The sequence below is a fragment of the Algoriphagus aquimarinus genome, from assembly GCF_900112005.1.
Classification (GTDB): Bacteria; Bacteroidota; Bacteroidia; order Cytophagales; family Cyclobacteriaceae; genus Algoriphagus; species Algoriphagus aquimarinus.
Genome location: NZ_FOKK01000003.1, coordinates 98769 through 114382, shown reverse-complemented (window position 1 = coordinate 114382; position 15614 = coordinate 98769). Strand labels below are relative to the sequence as shown.

Here is a 15614-nt window from a genome sequence, read left to right as displayed (position 1 = left end):
GAACGGATAAACCGTTCCCCATTTGTTAATTTTCTAAATTCGCTTCTCATCCACTTTAGCAAATCCATGTCAGACTTCGGCGACGAGTCAGCATTCGAAGATACATTTTTTACGATTTCCGGAACTAGCGAAGGCCTGTATAAAGACAGAAGCAGCAAGTTTCTCTATTTTTCCTATCCAGTAAAAAATGAAGAAGAAATCAAAAATCACTTGGCTGAGCTTCGAAAAAAATACTATGATGCAAGACACCATTGCTTTGCATGGACGCTAGGAAAGGATGGAGATCACTTTAGAGCCAATGATGACGGAGAGCCCAATCACTCTGCTGGAGACCCGATTTTGGGACAAATCAGATCAAATAACCTTACAGACATCCTAATAGTTGTAGTTCGTTATTTCGGAGGAACTAAGCTCGGAATGAGCGGATTGATTCAAGCCTACAAAACTTCCGCAGCTTTGGCTATCGAGGAGAATGAGATCATCGAAGAGCAGGTGAAAACATCCGTTTCTATTCACTTCCCTTATCCAGTGATGAACGACGTAATGAAACTCATCAAAACTCATGATCTGCATATCCTATCGCAGGAAATGACGCTGGATTGCCAAATGAATTTGGAGTTCAGAAAAGGATTGGAAGAGCTAATCGTCAACTCTCTTGAGGAAATTGAAGGACTGGAATTAGCAGTTATTTAAACAACTCGTCTAGGTAACCTTCGGCTTTTAGCTTTTTGAATATTTCCAAACATCCCCAAGCATCAGTGGCGGCATAGCGTTGTTGCTTGATCGTAAGCTTTTCTGCTTCCCAATTTGAAACTTGCTCGGATTTAGAAATACGCATTCCGAGAACCATCGCACACAGGTTTCGCACACCAATATTGATAAAACCAACTCTTTTCAGCTCGTCATTTAGATCGAAGAAAGAATTTGCATAAAAAGAGTCCGTGAGCTTTGACAATCCTTTGATATCATCATGAACGGCTGCACCAACTTTCACAATACTCTCTTTTTCTAGGATGTTCCGAATGGAATCAGGAAAACCAATTTCATTCAATCTAAATAGAAATGCTTGGGTAGAAGTAGAAAGCTGCAGTAAAGAAACTTGATTGGTCACACCCTTTTGAAAGGCGGGTTTAGTCTCCGTATCAAAGCCGATCACTCGCTGCTGCACAAGAAACTCAGCCACCTCCTCTACATCTTCAAGTTTATCAATTAAAAACATTTCGCCCTCAAACTGTCCCAGCGGAAGAGCGTTTACCTCATCTTTTGTAATCTTAAATGGAATCATACCAATTTTTCTTCTTCTACGTCATCGTAATAAGTGATCCCAATTTTGAAATAGCCATATAGAATGGTCATAAAGGGACTAATAATATTAAAAAAGCAATAAGGTGCGTACGCCAAGGTAGCTACACCCAAAACCGAAGCCTGTGTTGCTCCACACGTGTTCCATGGCACCAGCACCGAAGTTACTGTACCTGAATCTTCCAAGGTTCTACTTAGATTTTCCGGTGCTAAACCTCTTTTCTTATACACATCTGCATACATTCTACCGGGAACTAGGATGGCTAAATACTGATCGGAAGTAGTGATATTGAAGAACACACAAGTTGCAACAGTGGATGCAATCAGGGAGCCTACGCTGTGAACCTTCTGAATTATCGCTTCTGCCAGAACTCTTAGCATTCCACTTTCTTCCATGATTCCGCCGAATACCATTGCAGCTATGATCAACCAAATCGTGTACATCATTCCGGCCATTCCGCTTGTCATGAGCAATTCATTCACGACGTCATTACTTGTAGTAATGCTGATTTCTCCGTAAAGAGACATCATTACTGCTTTGAAACTCTGATAGGCATAAGAAGCATTTTCATTTGCAATCAGGCGAATGATTTCTGGTTGGAAAATCAAGGCAAACAGCCCTCCCAAAAGAGCTCCAGTTAGCAAGGCAGGAATAGCAGGCACTTTTTTAACGATCATTACTATGACCAATATTGGCACAATAAATAACCAACCCGTCACATTGAATTTCTGCAAAATCACATCTGAAATAGCCTGTACGTCATTCACAGAGCCGTTGGTCTCATAATTCAAACCAATCACTATGAAGATAATAAGCGTAATACTGATGGACGGAATAGTAGTCTTCGCCATGTACCGAATGTGAGTGAATAAATCTGTTCCTGCCATGGCCGGAGCAAGATTAGTCGTATCTGATAATGGTGACATTTTATCTCCGAAATATGCTCCGGAAATGATCGCTCCGGCAATAATTCCTTCTTCAAAACCTAAAGCTTTGCCTATACCCAATAGAGCAACGCCCACTGTGGCAACTGTAGTCCAGCTACTTCCTGTAGCTACGGAAACGATAGCACTAACTACACATGCTGCAACCAGGAATATAGCCGGGCTTAAAATCTGAAGACCATAGTAGATCATGGCTGGCACAATACCACTAAGCAACCAAGTACCAGCAAGCGCACCAATAAGGAACAGAATCAAAATACTGGACATCGCAGCACTGATACTTTTAATAACTCCATCTTGGAGCGTCTCCCAATTGAAACCTAATCGAAAGATTGCTACCAAAGCAGCAACCATAGAAGAAAGGATAAGTACGATTTGGTTAGAACCCGAAAGCCCATCTGTGCCAAAAACTTGAATATTCAATACCAAAAGGACAATCAAAAAAACCAGGGGAATCAGTGCGTCAAAAACTTTTGGAGAGCGGGTAAAACCTTGCATTAATTGGGGTTTGGTGAGTTAAGAATCTGAATCTAAGAAAAAAAATTAATTACATCTTGGACAAAAGTGTAGAAAGCTCCTTTCCAACTTGCCAACCTATAGCTACACCCATTCCGCCAAGACGTACCGCAGCAACTGTTTTGTCTCCCACCTGCTGTATTAGCGGAGATTTTATTTTGCCAAAAGCCATAATACCAGTCCATTCAGTATCCCACTCAATACTTTTTCCAGGAAAGATCACTTCTCGTGCAAGTTTGTCTAAATGTGATTTTATTTTTGGATTAACTGTAAAATCAGTGCTTTCCTCACCTTTAAAATCCTTATTCCTAGCTCCACCTAGTAGAAGTCTTCCGTCAACCTGTCGAAAATAAACGTAGCCTTTGTCCATGTGAAAAGTTCCTTTCCATGGTGCCTTGAACTCCAAAGGTTTAGATAGGAGAATCAAACCTCGACCTGGCTGAATATCTGATTCTGGCAATAGCTTCTTCGTGAATGCATTGGTGCAAATAGCAATTTTCTTCGCCTTGAATTCCAGATTTGTTTCTCCGTTACCATCCTCAGCTAATACTAGTCCTTCATCTTTCCTTATTTCGCAAACTGAAACACCTGTTAAAATTCTGACTCCTTCATTCTGAGCGAGTCTCCAAAGTGAATTCATGTACTTCCCAGGGTCCAATTCCCCTTCGAATTTATTTTTCACTACCACTTTAATCTGTTCCGCGAATCCCATTTTCTCCGGACTCTTTACCTGAGAAAAAACATCTTCTTTAAAAACAGACTTGAGAAGTTTATTCACTCCAGTCATTTGATCCACAGCTTTCAATTGGCTTTCCTCTAGAAGTTCGTAGCCATCGGTATGCGCATACCCCAGGTTTTTATCTCCAAATTGCTTCCTAATCGACTTCAAGCCTTTATACCTGCGCTCAACCAAGGCCAACACTTCATCTTGAGTCATGTTCCAGAAATCATCCAAAATCTCGGTCAAACTTCCAAAGCATGCAAAACCAGCGTTTTTGGTACTTGCTCCAGTAGGAAAAACTCCTCGCTCTACCACAAGCACATTTGCCTTGGGGTGTTTTTCCTTGTAATGAATTGCCGTAGATAAGCCCACGAAGCCTGAGCCTACCACGATAAGATCGTACTCAAAAAAGTGTTTTGTCTCCCAATAGCTGAACATTTCGAATTTTAGAAAAAGGAATTAAAATAGATTTAGTATTTTAATTCAATCTAAACGATATAATCCCAAAATACCATGAGAAAAATTGATGCTTTATTCCAAGAATACGGGTTGAGTCATCAAAACATGACAAATAAGCTCATACACTGGTTTTGTGTGCCTGCAATTTTCTTCAGTATCGTGGGCTTGCTTTTTAGTATTCCAGTGGGTCCCTTACCCGATTTGATGCCCTTCCTCGCCAATTTCGCCAATTGGGCCACCGTAGCTTTGGTATTGGTACTCATTTATTACCTCATGCTCTCTACTCCACTTACGTTGGGGATGTTTCTTTTTTCTTCCCTATGCCTTGCCGTCGCTAATTATATAGACTTGACTTTCCCAGGAAAGCTGTGGATGTTTAGCCTTGGTATATTTGTACTGGCTTGGTTCATGCAGTTTTACGGTCATAAGATTGAAGGCAAAAAACCCACATTTCTTAGAGATCTTCAATTTTTGCTAATAGGCCCTGCATGGTTGATGCACTTTATATATAAAAAGTGGGGGTTTTCTTATTGAGCATCATCTTTTGTCACTAGCACGCTATCTTCAATAATCGGCTGATTTTTACTAAACAAATCCTCCAGACGCTTCAGTGAGCTTTGATTTTTAAGCGTGTAGACACTTTCAAGAATTGACTTTTTCTCTCTGGCAGTCAGACGCCAATTTAGAGACGCTCTCTGCATAGTTTCTTGACTGACTGTCAATTCCTCCGCTTGCACTTTCTCAGGCGCGTATTCAAACTCTATTCTTTCCAGATCAAAGGGCATGGATTCTGCCATATAGTTGAAAAGAACTTCGTTTTGTATGGTTTGCACATTGTCCCAATTCGCATAAATATTTTTAAGAGGGGTAAAAACCTTTTCGAAAATTCTCGGAGGAAAACTTGGAGCGATTTCCGTTATTTTCTCAGAATCCCGAATAGTAATCAATACCACACCGCTTGTATTTTCGTTTATCCACGATTGGAATACATACATAAACCGAAGTGCATCCTGAATCCCAAAATTATCAGACAATCCTGTATCCATCGTTTCCATGATTGGCTCCGTAGGAAGTTCGATATTAGGAGTAATGAATGGAAAAGTAGCACTCATGCGCAATGCAGAGAGAAATCGTAGATTTTTTGAGTCATGACCTTCGAAAAATCTTAGGAAGTCTATTGTTTGTTTTTTCTCATCTGACCCCATTTTTCCTAATAGTGAGGTTCCGAAAAATGACATGGAGTGAGGAGAAATCACCAGCTTCCTACCATCATTGGTAATCAAAGTAGTCACAGGCAGCAGAGGTATACTTCCAGTGAATTCAGGTTCTTTATAGGCAGAAATAGGCTTATCCAATATTCCATTTGTGTTCTTATTTAACTGGTCCTCAAAAGCAAACCCTCTATCCTTAAGATATTTATGTCCGTTATACTGGAAATTTTGATTGCGAATCAATAAATCATTCACCAGCAAAGTGAAAATAATAGGGTTCAGATTATCAGCAGATATTTGATCTAGATACTTCGGATCCATAGGGTCTACGGAAGAATCTGTCAGTGACCTAAGGTAAACTTCCCTGAAAAAAGCTTCGCCCAGCACTCCTCCTGAAGCACCTGTAAGAAGTTCAGTATGTTTTAGCACCTCTCCTTGCTCAATTTCATAAATACTCTGCAGAACTTTAACTGTCCAAAGTGCTGCCCGTTGTCCTCCTCCACTAGCGGCAACCATCACTAGTTTTGGTTTACTCTCCTCAGGAAACTTAGACTTCCAATTTTTCAATATTTCCAGAACATTATCTCGATCCTTTTTGACAATCTCTGGAGTCAAAAGTGAATCCATATGAGCCAAACTATAGGTCACTGGAGGCACAGAATAATCTAACCCATAAGCTTCGTGTGGACGATTTAGAAAATTGAAATTGCTGAAATAATTAGCCAGTATTACAAAGGCAAATACGGCAAACGTAGACCACCTTCTCAGCCAAAAACTAACCGCTCCCACCAGCATGATCAGTATCGCAAACAATAAAGTCGCACTCATAGCTGCAGGCAACTGGAGATATTGATTCTCTTTAAAAAAGCCTAGAAACAAGACGAAAAGAATCAGGGCTATTTGAATAATGAACAGATTCAAGTGATTCTGATCGAAGACTCTCAGCAGCTTGGTCCCTTCAAACCTAGAAATATCTGGCCTCACTTTCTCAGGCCTAAGATTGATATTTAGATAGTATAAAACCTTGTAATTTTGGTTTTTAAGATCTTTGTATTGACTGAGGACATTCGCTCTGGTCAATCTGACTTTACGCAATCTTTTATCTACTGTCCCCGCAAATAAGATAAAGAAATCCTTATTCGTAAGAGCAAAATACCCAAATATGAGCGAGTAGGTTATTATACCTCCTCCCAAAAATCCGAGAAAATAATACAATACTACCCAGTCATTGGAGAGATCATTTCCCAATTGAAAACTAACAAATCTGAAAATATATACTAAATAAAAAATCAGAGGAATGAGACCATTATTCACGCAATAATGAATAAATGGCTTATTGACTATAGCTAAAAAGGGAAAATGTCTACCATCCATAATATAGGTGGACATATGAAAACCCATAGTCAAAACAGCAAAGCCCACCCCCATCAGGAAAAAACTTACCCAAGAAACCTGATGCAAATATTCAGGATCAAGAAAAAGATATGGGATACCTAACATTACACCTAAGTATTCTAAAATAACGCCCAACAGGACCGCCCAAATAAGTGTAAGGCCTAAATTTTTTCGTAGGTGAAGTAAAAATAATTGTACAGGAAAGCTGTACCAGATTTTATCCCGCATGTAAAAGGTTTTGCGATAATTTACTGCTTTTCTTTTACTCCCCACAATTAGGGTAGCTTTCAGTCAGTTCAATTTCTAACCTTTTTTCAAGGTCAAATAAATCAACTTGACTATCAGCCACTTACTCTCCATGACAGTAGATTAGGTAATTCTTTGAAGGAAAATACTCTTGTCCTTCTAAGGATAAATTTTACCTTCGAAATTCAAATAGAAAGATATGAGAACCTGGTTTTTGTGCAAAGTCAAGTACGCGAAAGAAAATGAACAAGGATTGCTGAAGAATATTTCTGAGCAATACCTAGTGGATGCGGTATCCTTTACCGAATCAGAAGCAATCCTTTATGATAGGCTAGCTTCTCAGATAAGAGGAGATTTTCAAGTGACCGGAATCAGCAAGAGTAATATTGTAGATGTATTTTTCTACGAGGATGCTGATATATGGCACAAGTGCAAAATCTCCTATATGGTTGCTGATGGAGAAAGCGGAAAGGAAAAAAAGGTTACCCAATACATGATTGTCACAGCAAATGATGTCAAAGAAGCTTACGATAGAATTCAGGAGAGCTTAGGCAATATGTTAGTGAGTTTCAGAGTGCCTGATATTGTAGAAAGCGCAATTGTGGAAGTTTTCCCATATGAAAGAGACGAAGTAGCTGAGCAACTGCCAGAAGGAAACTTCAGACCTGTTTCAGAAGTGACTCAAGACGAAGAGTAGTTTAACTCAAGCATTAAATAAAAAAAGGCCGCATTAGCGGCCTTTTTTGCTTGCTTAAAAGCCGTATTTATACTTTCCCTAATTGTGTGATTTTAAAAATATTTTCCCTCTATCTGCTCTGGAAAATAAAAAGCACAACTATATTTTTCACAGGCTTCATCTCCTGGTTCACCTACTCCTTGCCTTTTTGAAGTTGATCAACAAATGCTCCTACAGTTGAGGTATTTATGGTGCATAAGCTATGCGCTCTAAATATGGCAAGCCATTCATCCTCATCACCAAGACAATCAAGACCTATTAATACCTATTCAAATATATTATTATGCATTTCATACTATTTATTATGTTTTTTAAAGCATTTAACCGCGGGATTCTTTAAATTTGTTTTATGAACAATTACGATCCTATTCAGGCCCTAAGTCATCTAGCGGTTGTATCCGATTATTTTTTGCAAGTCACCTTAGACAAAAATGGCAAGGTCATTTCTTCTGACTCAGGCATAGGTCCGATACCTACTTTTTTCGATAATAAAGAGAAACCAATATATTTTTCGGATTGCTTTGTGCCTTCTAATTGGGGTAAATACGAGAGTCAGCGGATTAAAGCCTGGAGAAATTCTCACCAATCCTTCACCGTAGACCTTCAAAAAATAGTACACCCTCAGGGTGAAATAGTAGACACCAAATGGGAATTCTTTTTTGTCTCTGATGACTTTGGTACATGCCTAGGAATAGGACATCCATATTCACAACCAATGCCTTATAATTTAGGATTAGGTGATTTTTTTGACAGCACAACTAGTGAAGGCAAGCAAATTATTGACAGTATATTAGAAGATAAACTCCTTGGGTTTTGGGAATTTGATCTCACAAATAAAGGCGACAAAATCAGTCAGGGACTAGGCCACATGTTAGGTTATACCCAAGATGAATTATCTGGAACAACCCCTATTTCTTGGCAGAAGCATATTCATCCGGAGGATTTCCCAAACTTGCTTCGGGATCTTGGCAGTCATTTTAAAACTACGGGAAACATCCCTTTTAAAAAGGAATTTCGCATAAATCAAAAAACCAATCAAACCATTTGGGCTTTAGGCTTTGGTAAAACCATAGAATGGTCAAGCACCGGACGTCCTACCAAAATATTGGGATGTATTCTAGATATTTCCGACAGAAAGAAACAAGAAATCTGGTTAAAGGAACATCATTATTTCCTCAAGGAATTGGCTTTTGAGCAGTCCCACACCCTTCGCGCACGAGTGGCAAATATTCTGGGAATTCTAGAGATTCTTGATAGCGAACCTCAAAACAATGAATCCAAAAGACTGGTACAACTCATCAAAAGAGAAACTAAACTTCTTGATCAATCTTTAAAGAAAAGCATCAAAGAATCAGTATCCAAAAACAAATCTATGGAGGATGTAATCTCTTAATAAGCTTTGTAAGATTGGATTTATTTAAAATTCCGATTTTTGCTTTACAAATTTCTGATTTTCCACTTAGCTTTTAGATAGCCCCAAATTACTTTGGGGCTCATTACTTTTTTCCCCTTGAAGCTTCCATCATGTCCCACATTTCATCTGGTATTTGATCCAGATTATTAAATTCCCCTGCTCCTTTCAACCATTCTCCTCCATCAATAGTCATTACCTCTCCATTCACATAAGAAGAATAATCCGACACCAAGTAAGCTGCCAAATTTGCAAGCTCCTGATGCTCCCCCACTCTGCCTACAGGAACTTTCTTAGCAGGATCAAATTTCTTTACCAAATCTCCTGGTAATAATCGACTCCATGCTCCTTCCGTAGGAAATGGACCAGGTGCAATCGCATTCGAGCGAATATCATATTTAGCCCATTCTACGGCTAAAGAACGTGTCATTGCCAACACACCGGCTTTGGCAGCAGCTGATGGAACTACATACCCTGAGCCAGTCCAAGCGTAGGTAGTCACGATATTAAGAAAAGTGCCCGGCTGCTTATTTGCAATCCAGTATTTACCAGCAGTGAGGGTCACTTGTGAGGTGCCTTTCAACACAATATCTAAAACCGTATTGAATGCATTTGTCGATAGTCGTTCGGTTGGGCTAATAAAATTCCCTGCAGCATTGTTAAGAACTACGTGGATTTGCCCCAACTGCTCTGTGGCATCTTTCCACATAGTTTCTACTTGGTCTATCTCACGCACGTCGCAGGCAAGAGGAATTACTTTCCCTCCCTTCGCAGCCATCATTTCCTTGGCAGTTTCCTGAAGTACGTCCAGTTTTCTGGATGTAATTACCAAATTGGCTCCCAACTCCAAAAAATACTCTCCCATCGATTTCCCAAGTCCTGTTCCTCCTCCAGTGATTACGATGTTTTTCCCTTTCAGTGCTCCAGGTTTGAGCATACCTTCTGCTAAAATCATAAATTTGTGGTTTATCGTCGATTTCGAAGATAGTTATTTCGGCTTGGTAATTGAAGCAGGAAAATTAAACCATCTCTGATATTTTCAAAATTCATTCAATGAGAAAAATACTTTTCGGACTTATTGTCCTATTACCAATCCTGATGAGCTGTGAGGAAGATGAATCAAAAGTCATCCAAACTGATCTTGCTTTAGAAGCTGAGCAATTGTTCGAGACTTCTAGCGCACTAAGCGAAAGTGCTGTTTTCGCCCTATTTGGATGGAACAATTATCAAACCTTGGATTCACTTGCATTACCAGGTTGCCCAACAGTCACTATAAATAAAAATCTAAAGCTGGTCACTCTTAATTTCCTATCCAGTACAACTTGTGAATCTTCAAAGAAATACGCAAGAACTGGAGAAATTCAACTGCAATATGACGCGCTCTCGAGCTCTCCTGATAGCAATGTGATTTTAAGTTATAACAACTATAAATCCGGGGCTTATTACTTAGAAGGCTCCATGTTTTTCTCCCAATTCAATTCTACCAATGTACTAGGCTCATTCAATGAATTAATCATCCGATCAGGAGATAATAACATAACCACTCAAGTTTCAGGTGATATGATCCATGTGCTTACCTTGCAAAATGGTAGTCTTACCCAAATCGAATCCACCGGTGAAATGGAAGGAATTAACCCTGTTGGAAGGACACTTGACATCAAAATCACTTCTCCCAAGGTTCAAAAAATGAGCTGCTTTAAACAAAACCTTGTGCAGCATTCTGCAGGTCAAGAAACTTGGTCAGTGGAAAGAGGCAATAATTCTAAAGTTTCCTATTCAGTGAGCTACGAAACTTCTGCTACCTGCACCACCAGTGTTTTCGCTATTCTTCCAGATGGCAGAAAACTCTTGCTTAATCCAAGCGAATAGATAACAAAAAAAACCCCGATTTCCATCGGGGCTTCATATTGACTCTTTAGTCTATTAATATCTGTAATAGTCAGGCTTGAATGGCCCTTCTACAGTTACTCCGATATATTCCGCTTGCTCCTGAGAAAGCTCTTCAAGCACAACTCCTAATTTAGAAAGGTGCAAAGCAGCTACTTTTTCATCCAAATGCTTAGGCAGAACATAAACACCTGGCTTATACTGATCCGTATTATTCCAAAGCTCTAATTGTGCCAAAGTCTGGTTCGTAAATGAGTTGGACATTACGAATGATGGGTGACCTGTAGCACAACCTAAGTTTACTAGACGGCCTTCTGCCAAAACGATGATTTCATTTCCGTCTACATTATAAAGATCGACCTGAGGCTTAATCTCTATTTTAGTATTACCATAAGTCCCGTTCAACCAAGCCATATCGATTTCATTATCGAAGTGACCGATGTTACAAACGATAGTCTTATCTCTCATCAGTCTGAAATGCTCCTCAGTGATAATGTTCTTGTTTCCAGTTGCTGTAACTATGATATCAGCTTCTTTCACAGCATCTACCATTTTCTTTACTGCATATCCGTCCATTGCCGCTTGAAGTGCACAGATCGGGTCGATTTCAGTAACGATTACTCTTGCTCCAGCACCGCTCAAAGAGGCTGCAGAACCTTTCCCTACATCACCATAACCGCCAACAACAGCTACTTTACCAGCCATCATCACGTCAGTTGCTCTTCTGATCGCATCTACTAATGATTCTTTGCAACCATACTTGTTATCAAATTTTGACTTCGTTACTGAGTCATTTACATTGATAGCTGGCATAGGAAGTGTACCATTCTTCATTCTCTCATAAAGTCTGTGAACACCAGTAGTAGTCTCTTCAGAAAGACCTTTGATCGCTCCAACAAGCTCAGGATACTGATCCAAGACCATGTTAGTCAAATCTCCACCATCATCCAAGATCATGTTTAGAGGCTGACGATCTTCTCCGAAGAACAATGTCTGCTCAATACACCAGTCAAAATCCTCCTCATTCAAACCTTTCCATGCATACACAGAAATACCGGCAGCAGCAATAGCAGCAGCAGCGTGATCCTGCGTAGAAAAAATATTACAAGATGACCAAGTCACCTCTGCTCCAAGAGCAACCAAAGTCTCAATCAAAACTGCAGTTTGGATAGTCATGTGAAGACAACCTGCGATTCTAGCTCCTTTCAAAGGCTGAGCATCTCCATATTCCTCACGAAGTGACATCAAACCTGGCATTTCAGCTTCCGCCAATTTAATTTCTTTTCTTCCCCACTCTGCCAAGGAAATGTCTTTTACCTTGTATTGAACGTACTTTTCAGATGTAGTTTCTGACATAATATTGATAGTTAACGTATTTTTTCACTAAAACCTCTGCAAAGGTACCGCATAAAATTTGGAATCTAAAATAGAGGCCTACTATAGAAAAGAGATCTCTTTTAATCCAAAAATGGCTATTTCACCATCTTTCAATTCCACCTGAAGTTTCCCGTCTGCATTTATTCCAACTATTTTACCTGAGAATTGTTTCCCTTCGGCGGAATAATTTGCCCATGAATCCATTCTATATAAATGCATCAGGTATTCTGCCTTTATCTCATTCCACTTTCCTTTTTTCAACTGAATATAGCCCTGCTCCAGTTGAGTGATTAATAGACGAAATATCTCTTCGAGTTCAAATTGACTTCCTGTAATAGTGCTAATCGAGGCAGCATTTGCGGATTCAAATTCACGCTGATTAATATTCAACCCAATTCCAACAACGGCATATTCCCATTCTTTACCTGAAAAAGTATTTTCAATTAAGATCCCTCCAACCTTTCCAAACCCAGGCACGATTAAATCATTCGGCCATTTCACTTCTAAATGTGGCACATAGTCCTGCAGCAAGCGCCGGATACTATTCGAGACAGCCATATTCAAATAAAACTGCTCAGATAGATCCATGAAATCTGGCCGAAGCACCAGCGAAAAAATTAAGTTCTTCCCTGCATGAGATTGCCATAAATTGCCTCGTTGCCCCTTCCCTTTGGTCTGATGATCACAAATTATTACGCTACCTTCATCAGCCTGCCTTTGCCTGACCAAATTCAATGCGATGTCATTAGTCGAATGACACTCTGGCAGGAAATGAACATCTTTCCCTAAAAAAATCGTATTGGCAAGAATTTTATACATAAATTTTGAGTTGGTCGAATAAGTATGTTTTTTATCTTCGGCATTGTAAAATTAAATGAATAATATGACAGCAGAAGAGCTGAGCAAAGTAATCATCAAAGGAATGGAGGAGAAAAAAGCTTCTGACATTGTGTTGATGGATCTTAGAGATGTGAAAAATACTGTAACAGATTTTTTTGTTATTTGCTCAGGCAACTCTGACACTCAACTCGATGCTATCGCGGATTCTATTGAAGAAGAAGTGATAAAAATCGGTCAAGGAAACCCCTGGAAAAGTGAAGGAAAAAGTAGTCGACAATGGATTTTGGTTGACTATGTGAACGTTGTAGCACATATTTTCCTTAAAGACAAGAGAGCATTTTATGGATTGGAAGAGCTATGGGGCGATGCTAAAGTTACCCAAGTAGGTTAATCCCTGCAAACTTTCATCTCCCTCTTCCGTTTTACCTTAAGTTTATAGAATTACCCTAACAAGAAATGAGCGACACAAAAAATAAAACTAAAAAATTCACCCCAAAGACACCTCAAAAGCCCAATTTTCAGCTTTACCTGATTATTGCTGCAGTAGCTGTCCTACTTGGACTTACTTATATCCAAAACAGGAACTCGGTGGTTGACATCACTCAAAAGAGATTTGAGGACATGTATTTGGTGGGAGATGTTTCTAAAGTGACCATGGTCAAAAACATGGAACGAGTGGACATTACACTAAAATCTTCTGCTTTATCTACTGATAAATACAAGACAGAATTGGAATCCAATTCTTCATTTTTCAATCCCGCAGGACCTCACTATTCTTTTCAGGTAGCTTCTATTGAGAAATTTGCAAATGATTTCGATACTTTGAAGGAACAAGTTCCACAAGAGGATCGCATAGAATTATCGGTTGCAACGGAAGAAAACTGGGGTAGCTACTTCAGCAGCTTTGGCTTCTTGATCTTACTATTTGTTCTTTTCTGGTTTATGATGAGAAGAATGTCTGGACCATCTGGGCCAGGTGGACAGATATTCAATGTGGGCAAATCTAAAGCTCAGTTGTTCGATGCTGAAAACAAAGTCAAAATCACTTTTGACAATGTTGCTGGACTTGACGAAGCAAAAGAAGAAGTTCAGGAAATCGTTGAATTCCTACAGAACCCAGGGAAATTCACCAAACTAGGCGGTAAAATACCTAAAGGTGCGTTGCTCGTAGGCCCTCCAGGTACAGGTAAAACCTTGCTTGCAAAAGCTGTTGCAGGAGAAGCGGGCGTTCCATTCTTTACTCTTTCAGGTTCTGATTTCGTAGAGATGTTCGTAGGTGTAGGTGCTGCTAGAGTTCGTGACTTATTTAAGCAAGCCAAAGAGAAAGCGCCGTGTATCATCTTTATCGATGAGATAGACGCAATCGGTAGATCTAGAGGTAAAGGCCAGATGCCAGGTTCCAATGACGAAAGAGAGAATACGCTTAACTCTCTATTGGTAGAAATGGATGGATTCGGAACTGACACAGGTGTAATTGTAGTTGCTGCAACTAACAGACCTGATGTGCTTGATAGCGCGTTACTAAGACCGGGACGTTTTGACAGACAGATATCAATCGACAAACCAGACATCAATGGTCGTGAGGCTATTTTCAAAGTTCACTTGAAGCCAATCAAAACGGCTGATGATGTAGATCCTAAGAAGTGTGCTGCTCAGACTCCAGGTTTCGCTGGTGCTGAAATCGCAAACGTATGTAATGAAGCCGCTTTGATCGCAGCTAGAAGAAATAAGAATGCAGTAGATATGCAGGATTTCCAGGACGCAGTCGATAGAGTAATCGGTGGTTTGGAAAAGAAAAATAAAATCATCTCTCCAGAGGAAAAGAAAATCGTTGCATTCCACGAAGCAGGTCACGCAGTAGCTGGCTGGTTCTTGGAGCATGCGGACCCTTTGGTCAAAGTAAGTATCGTTCCTCGTGGAGTGGCAGCGTTGGGCTATGCTCAATACCTTCCAAAAGAGCAGTTCTTGTATCAAACGGAGCAGTTGATGGACGAAATGTGTATGACTCTAGGTGGTCGTGCTGCTGAAGAAATCATCTTCAAGAAAATTTCTACCGGAGCATTGAGCGATTTGGAGCGAGTGACAAAACTTGCCTACTCTATCGTATCTGTCTATGGTATGAACGACAAAATTGGTAACGTTTCATTCTACGATTCTAAAGCGGACGGGTATAAAATGACCAAACCTTACTCTGAATCTACCGCTGAGGTGATTGATGAGGAAGTGAGAAAACTGATTCAGTCGGCTTATGACAGAACCAAAGAATTGCTGACTCACCGCATTAAAGAATTGGAAATATTAGCTAAAGAGTTATTGGAAAAAGAGATCCTATTCCAAGCTGATTTGGAGCGTTTGATTGGTAAAAGACCTTTTGAAAAGGAAACTACTTACCAAGCTTTCACCAATAAAAAGGATAAGCCTAAAGTACCTGACTTGATTTCCTCAGAAGGTGAAGATGAAAATCCTGAATCATCAGATCCACTGATTGATCCGATTCCGGAGCCAAATTCTGATAATAGAATTTTATAATAAAAGCCCCGACTAGCTCGGGGCTTTTTTGTTTTAGTA

14 protein-coding genes are annotated in these 15614 nt (G+C 39.8%); 7 read left to right on the top strand and 7 right to left on the bottom strand.

The genetic code is table 11. The features are described from left to right. Positions 1-66 precede the first annotated feature (66 nt). A complete protein-coding gene (locus tag BM291_RS04750; RefSeq protein WP_092895033.1) occupies positions 67-693 on the top strand; it encodes an IMPACT family protein in 627 nt (208 codons plus the stop codon). Here BM291_RS04750 and BM291_RS04745 read toward each other — a convergent pair. The 3 genes from BM291_RS04745 to BM291_RS04735 are packed head-to-tail and all read right to left on the bottom strand — an operon-like array spanning position 686 to position 3922. Further along, the gene (locus tag BM291_RS04745) at positions 686-1285 is read right to left on the bottom strand and encodes a 3'-5' exonuclease (protein ID WP_092895032.1); all 600 of its coding nucleotides are present in this window, start codon (positions 1283-1285) and stop codon (positions 686-688) included. The genes BM291_RS04750 and BM291_RS04745 overlap by 8 nt on opposite strands. Beyond that, the gene (nhaC, locus tag BM291_RS04740) at positions 1282-2745 is read right to left on the bottom strand and encodes a Na+/H+ antiporter NhaC (protein ID WP_092895031.1); all 1464 of its coding nucleotides are present in this window, start codon (positions 2743-2745) and stop codon (positions 1282-1284) included. Before nhaC ends, BM291_RS04745 begins: the two co-directional genes overlap by 4 nt. 49 nt (positions 2746-2794) lie before the next feature. Then, the gene (locus BM291_RS04735) at positions 2795-3922 is read right to left on the bottom strand and encodes an NAD(P)/FAD-dependent oxidoreductase (RefSeq protein WP_092895030.1); all 1128 of its coding nucleotides are present in this window, start codon (positions 3920-3922) and stop codon (positions 2795-2797) included. 75 nt (positions 3923-3997) lie between these two features. Between BM291_RS04735 and BM291_RS04730 the strand changes: the two genes are divergently transcribed. Then, the gene (locus BM291_RS04730; protein ID WP_092895029.1) at positions 3998-4477 is read left to right on the top strand and encodes an Mpo1 family 2-hydroxy fatty acid dioxygenase; all 480 of its coding nucleotides are present in this window, start codon (positions 3998-4000) and stop codon (positions 4475-4477) included. Here BM291_RS04730 and BM291_RS04725 read toward each other — a convergent pair. Continuing rightward, on the bottom strand, positions 4471-6654 hold the full coding sequence (locus tag BM291_RS04725; RefSeq protein ID WP_317045641.1) for a patatin-like phospholipase family protein: 2184 nt from the start codon (positions 6652-6654) through the stop codon (positions 4471-4473). The two genes, BM291_RS04730 and BM291_RS04725, sit on opposite strands and share 7 nt — an antisense overlap. A gap of 340 nt (positions 6655-6994) precedes the next feature. Between BM291_RS04725 and BM291_RS04720 the strand changes: the two genes are divergently transcribed. Both BM291_RS04720 and BM291_RS04715 read left to right on the top strand, forming a co-directional pair. After that, a complete protein-coding gene (locus BM291_RS04720; protein ID WP_092895027.1) occupies positions 6995-7492 on the top strand; it encodes a DUF4494 domain-containing protein in 498 nt (165 codons plus the stop codon). Positions 7493-7880: 388 nt separating this feature from the next. Next, positions 7881-8924 carry a PAS domain-containing protein gene (locus BM291_RS04715; protein ID WP_092895026.1) on the top strand — a complete coding sequence of 348 codons (1044 nt, stop codon included), beginning with the start codon at positions 7881-7883 and terminating at the stop codon, positions 8922-8924. A 103-nt stretch (positions 8925-9027) separates the two neighbouring features. On the opposite strand, the gene BM291_RS04710 is transcribed toward BM291_RS04715, so the two are convergent. Beyond that, positions 9028-9897 carry an SDR family oxidoreductase gene (locus tag BM291_RS04710; RefSeq protein ID WP_092895025.1) on the bottom strand — a complete coding sequence of 290 codons (870 nt, stop codon included), beginning with the start codon at positions 9895-9897 and terminating at the stop codon, positions 9028-9030. 98 nt (positions 9898-9995) lie between these two features. On the opposite strand from BM291_RS04710, the gene BM291_RS04705 reads away from it, so the two are divergent. Beyond that, positions 9996-10811 carry a hypothetical protein gene (locus tag BM291_RS04705; protein WP_092895024.1) on the top strand — a complete coding sequence of 272 codons (816 nt, stop codon included), beginning with the start codon at positions 9996-9998 and terminating at the stop codon, positions 10809-10811. Positions 10812-10865: 54 nt separating this feature from the next. Here BM291_RS04705 and ahcY read toward each other — a convergent pair whose 3' ends face one another. Together ahcY and BM291_RS04695 are read right to left on the bottom strand one after the other, a co-directional pair. Further along, positions 10866-12185 carry an adenosylhomocysteinase gene (gene ahcY, locus BM291_RS04700; protein ID WP_092895023.1) on the bottom strand — a complete coding sequence of 440 codons (1320 nt, stop codon included), beginning with the start codon at positions 12183-12185 and terminating at the stop codon, positions 10866-10868. Positions 12186-12266: 81 nt separating this feature from the next. Further along, positions 12267-13025 (bottom strand): biotin--[acetyl-CoA-carboxylase] ligase, encoded by a 759-nt coding sequence (locus BM291_RS04695; RefSeq protein WP_092895022.1) that lies wholly within the window; start codon positions 13023-13025, stop codon positions 12267-12269. A 64-nt stretch (positions 13026-13089) separates the two neighbouring features. Between BM291_RS04695 and rsfS the strand changes: the two genes are divergently transcribed. Further along, positions 13090-13437, top strand: a complete 348-nt coding sequence (gene rsfS, locus BM291_RS04690) for a ribosome silencing factor (protein ID WP_092895290.1) — start codon at positions 13090-13092, stop codon at positions 13435-13437. Between the two features lie 65 nt (positions 13438-13502). After that, on the top strand, positions 13503-15575 hold the full coding sequence (gene ftsH, locus BM291_RS04685) for an ATP-dependent zinc metalloprotease FtsH (RefSeq protein ID WP_092895021.1): 2073 nt from the start codon (positions 13503-13505) through the stop codon (positions 15573-15575). The last annotated feature ends 39 nt before the right edge of the window (positions 15576-15614 follow it).

Coding starts and splice junctions, on each gene's coding strand:
- BM291_RS04710 (WP_092895025.1), bottom strand. CDS start 9,897: ATGATTTTAGCAGAAGGTATGCTCAAACCTGGAGCACTGAAAGGGAAA.
- rsfS (WP_092895290.1), top strand. CDS start 13,090: ATGACAGCAGAAGAGCTGAGCAAAGTAATCATCAAAGGAATGGAGGAG.
- BM291_RS04750 (WP_092895033.1), top strand. CDS start 67: ATGTCAGACTTCGGCGACGAGTCAGCATTCGAAGATACATTTTTTACG.
- ftsH (WP_092895021.1), top strand. CDS start 13,503: ATGAGCGACACAAAAAATAAAACTAAAAAATTCACCCCAAAGACACCT.
- BM291_RS04695 (WP_092895022.1), bottom strand. CDS start 13,025: ATGTATAAAATTCTTGCCAATACGATTTTTTTAGGGAAAGATGTTCAT.
- ahcY (WP_092895023.1), bottom strand. CDS start 12,185: ATGTCAGAAACTACATCTGAAAAGTACGTTCAATACAAGGTAAAAGAC.
- BM291_RS04745 (WP_092895032.1), bottom strand. CDS start 1,285: ATGATTCCATTTAAGATTACAAAAGATGAGGTAAACGCTCTTCCGCTG.
- BM291_RS04735 (WP_092895030.1), bottom strand. CDS start 3,922: ATGTTCAGCTATTGGGAGACAAAACACTTTTTTGAGTACGATCTTATC.
- BM291_RS04720 (WP_092895027.1), top strand. CDS start 6,995: ATGAGAACCTGGTTTTTGTGCAAAGTCAAGTACGCGAAAGAAAATGAA.
- BM291_RS04715 (WP_092895026.1), top strand. CDS start 7,881: ATGAACAATTACGATCCTATTCAGGCCCTAAGTCATCTAGCGGTTGTA.
- BM291_RS04730 (WP_092895029.1), top strand. CDS start 3,998: ATGAGAAAAATTGATGCTTTATTCCAAGAATACGGGTTGAGTCATCAA.
- BM291_RS04705 (WP_092895024.1), top strand. CDS start 9,996: ATGAGAAAAATACTTTTCGGACTTATTGTCCTATTACCAATCCTGATG.
- nhaC (WP_092895031.1), bottom strand. CDS start 2,745: ATGCAAGGTTTTACCCGCTCTCCAAAAGTTTTTGACGCACTGATTCCC.
- BM291_RS04725 (WP_317045641.1), bottom strand. CDS start 6,654: ATGTTAGGTATCCCATATCTTTTTCTTGATCCTGAATATTTGCATCAG.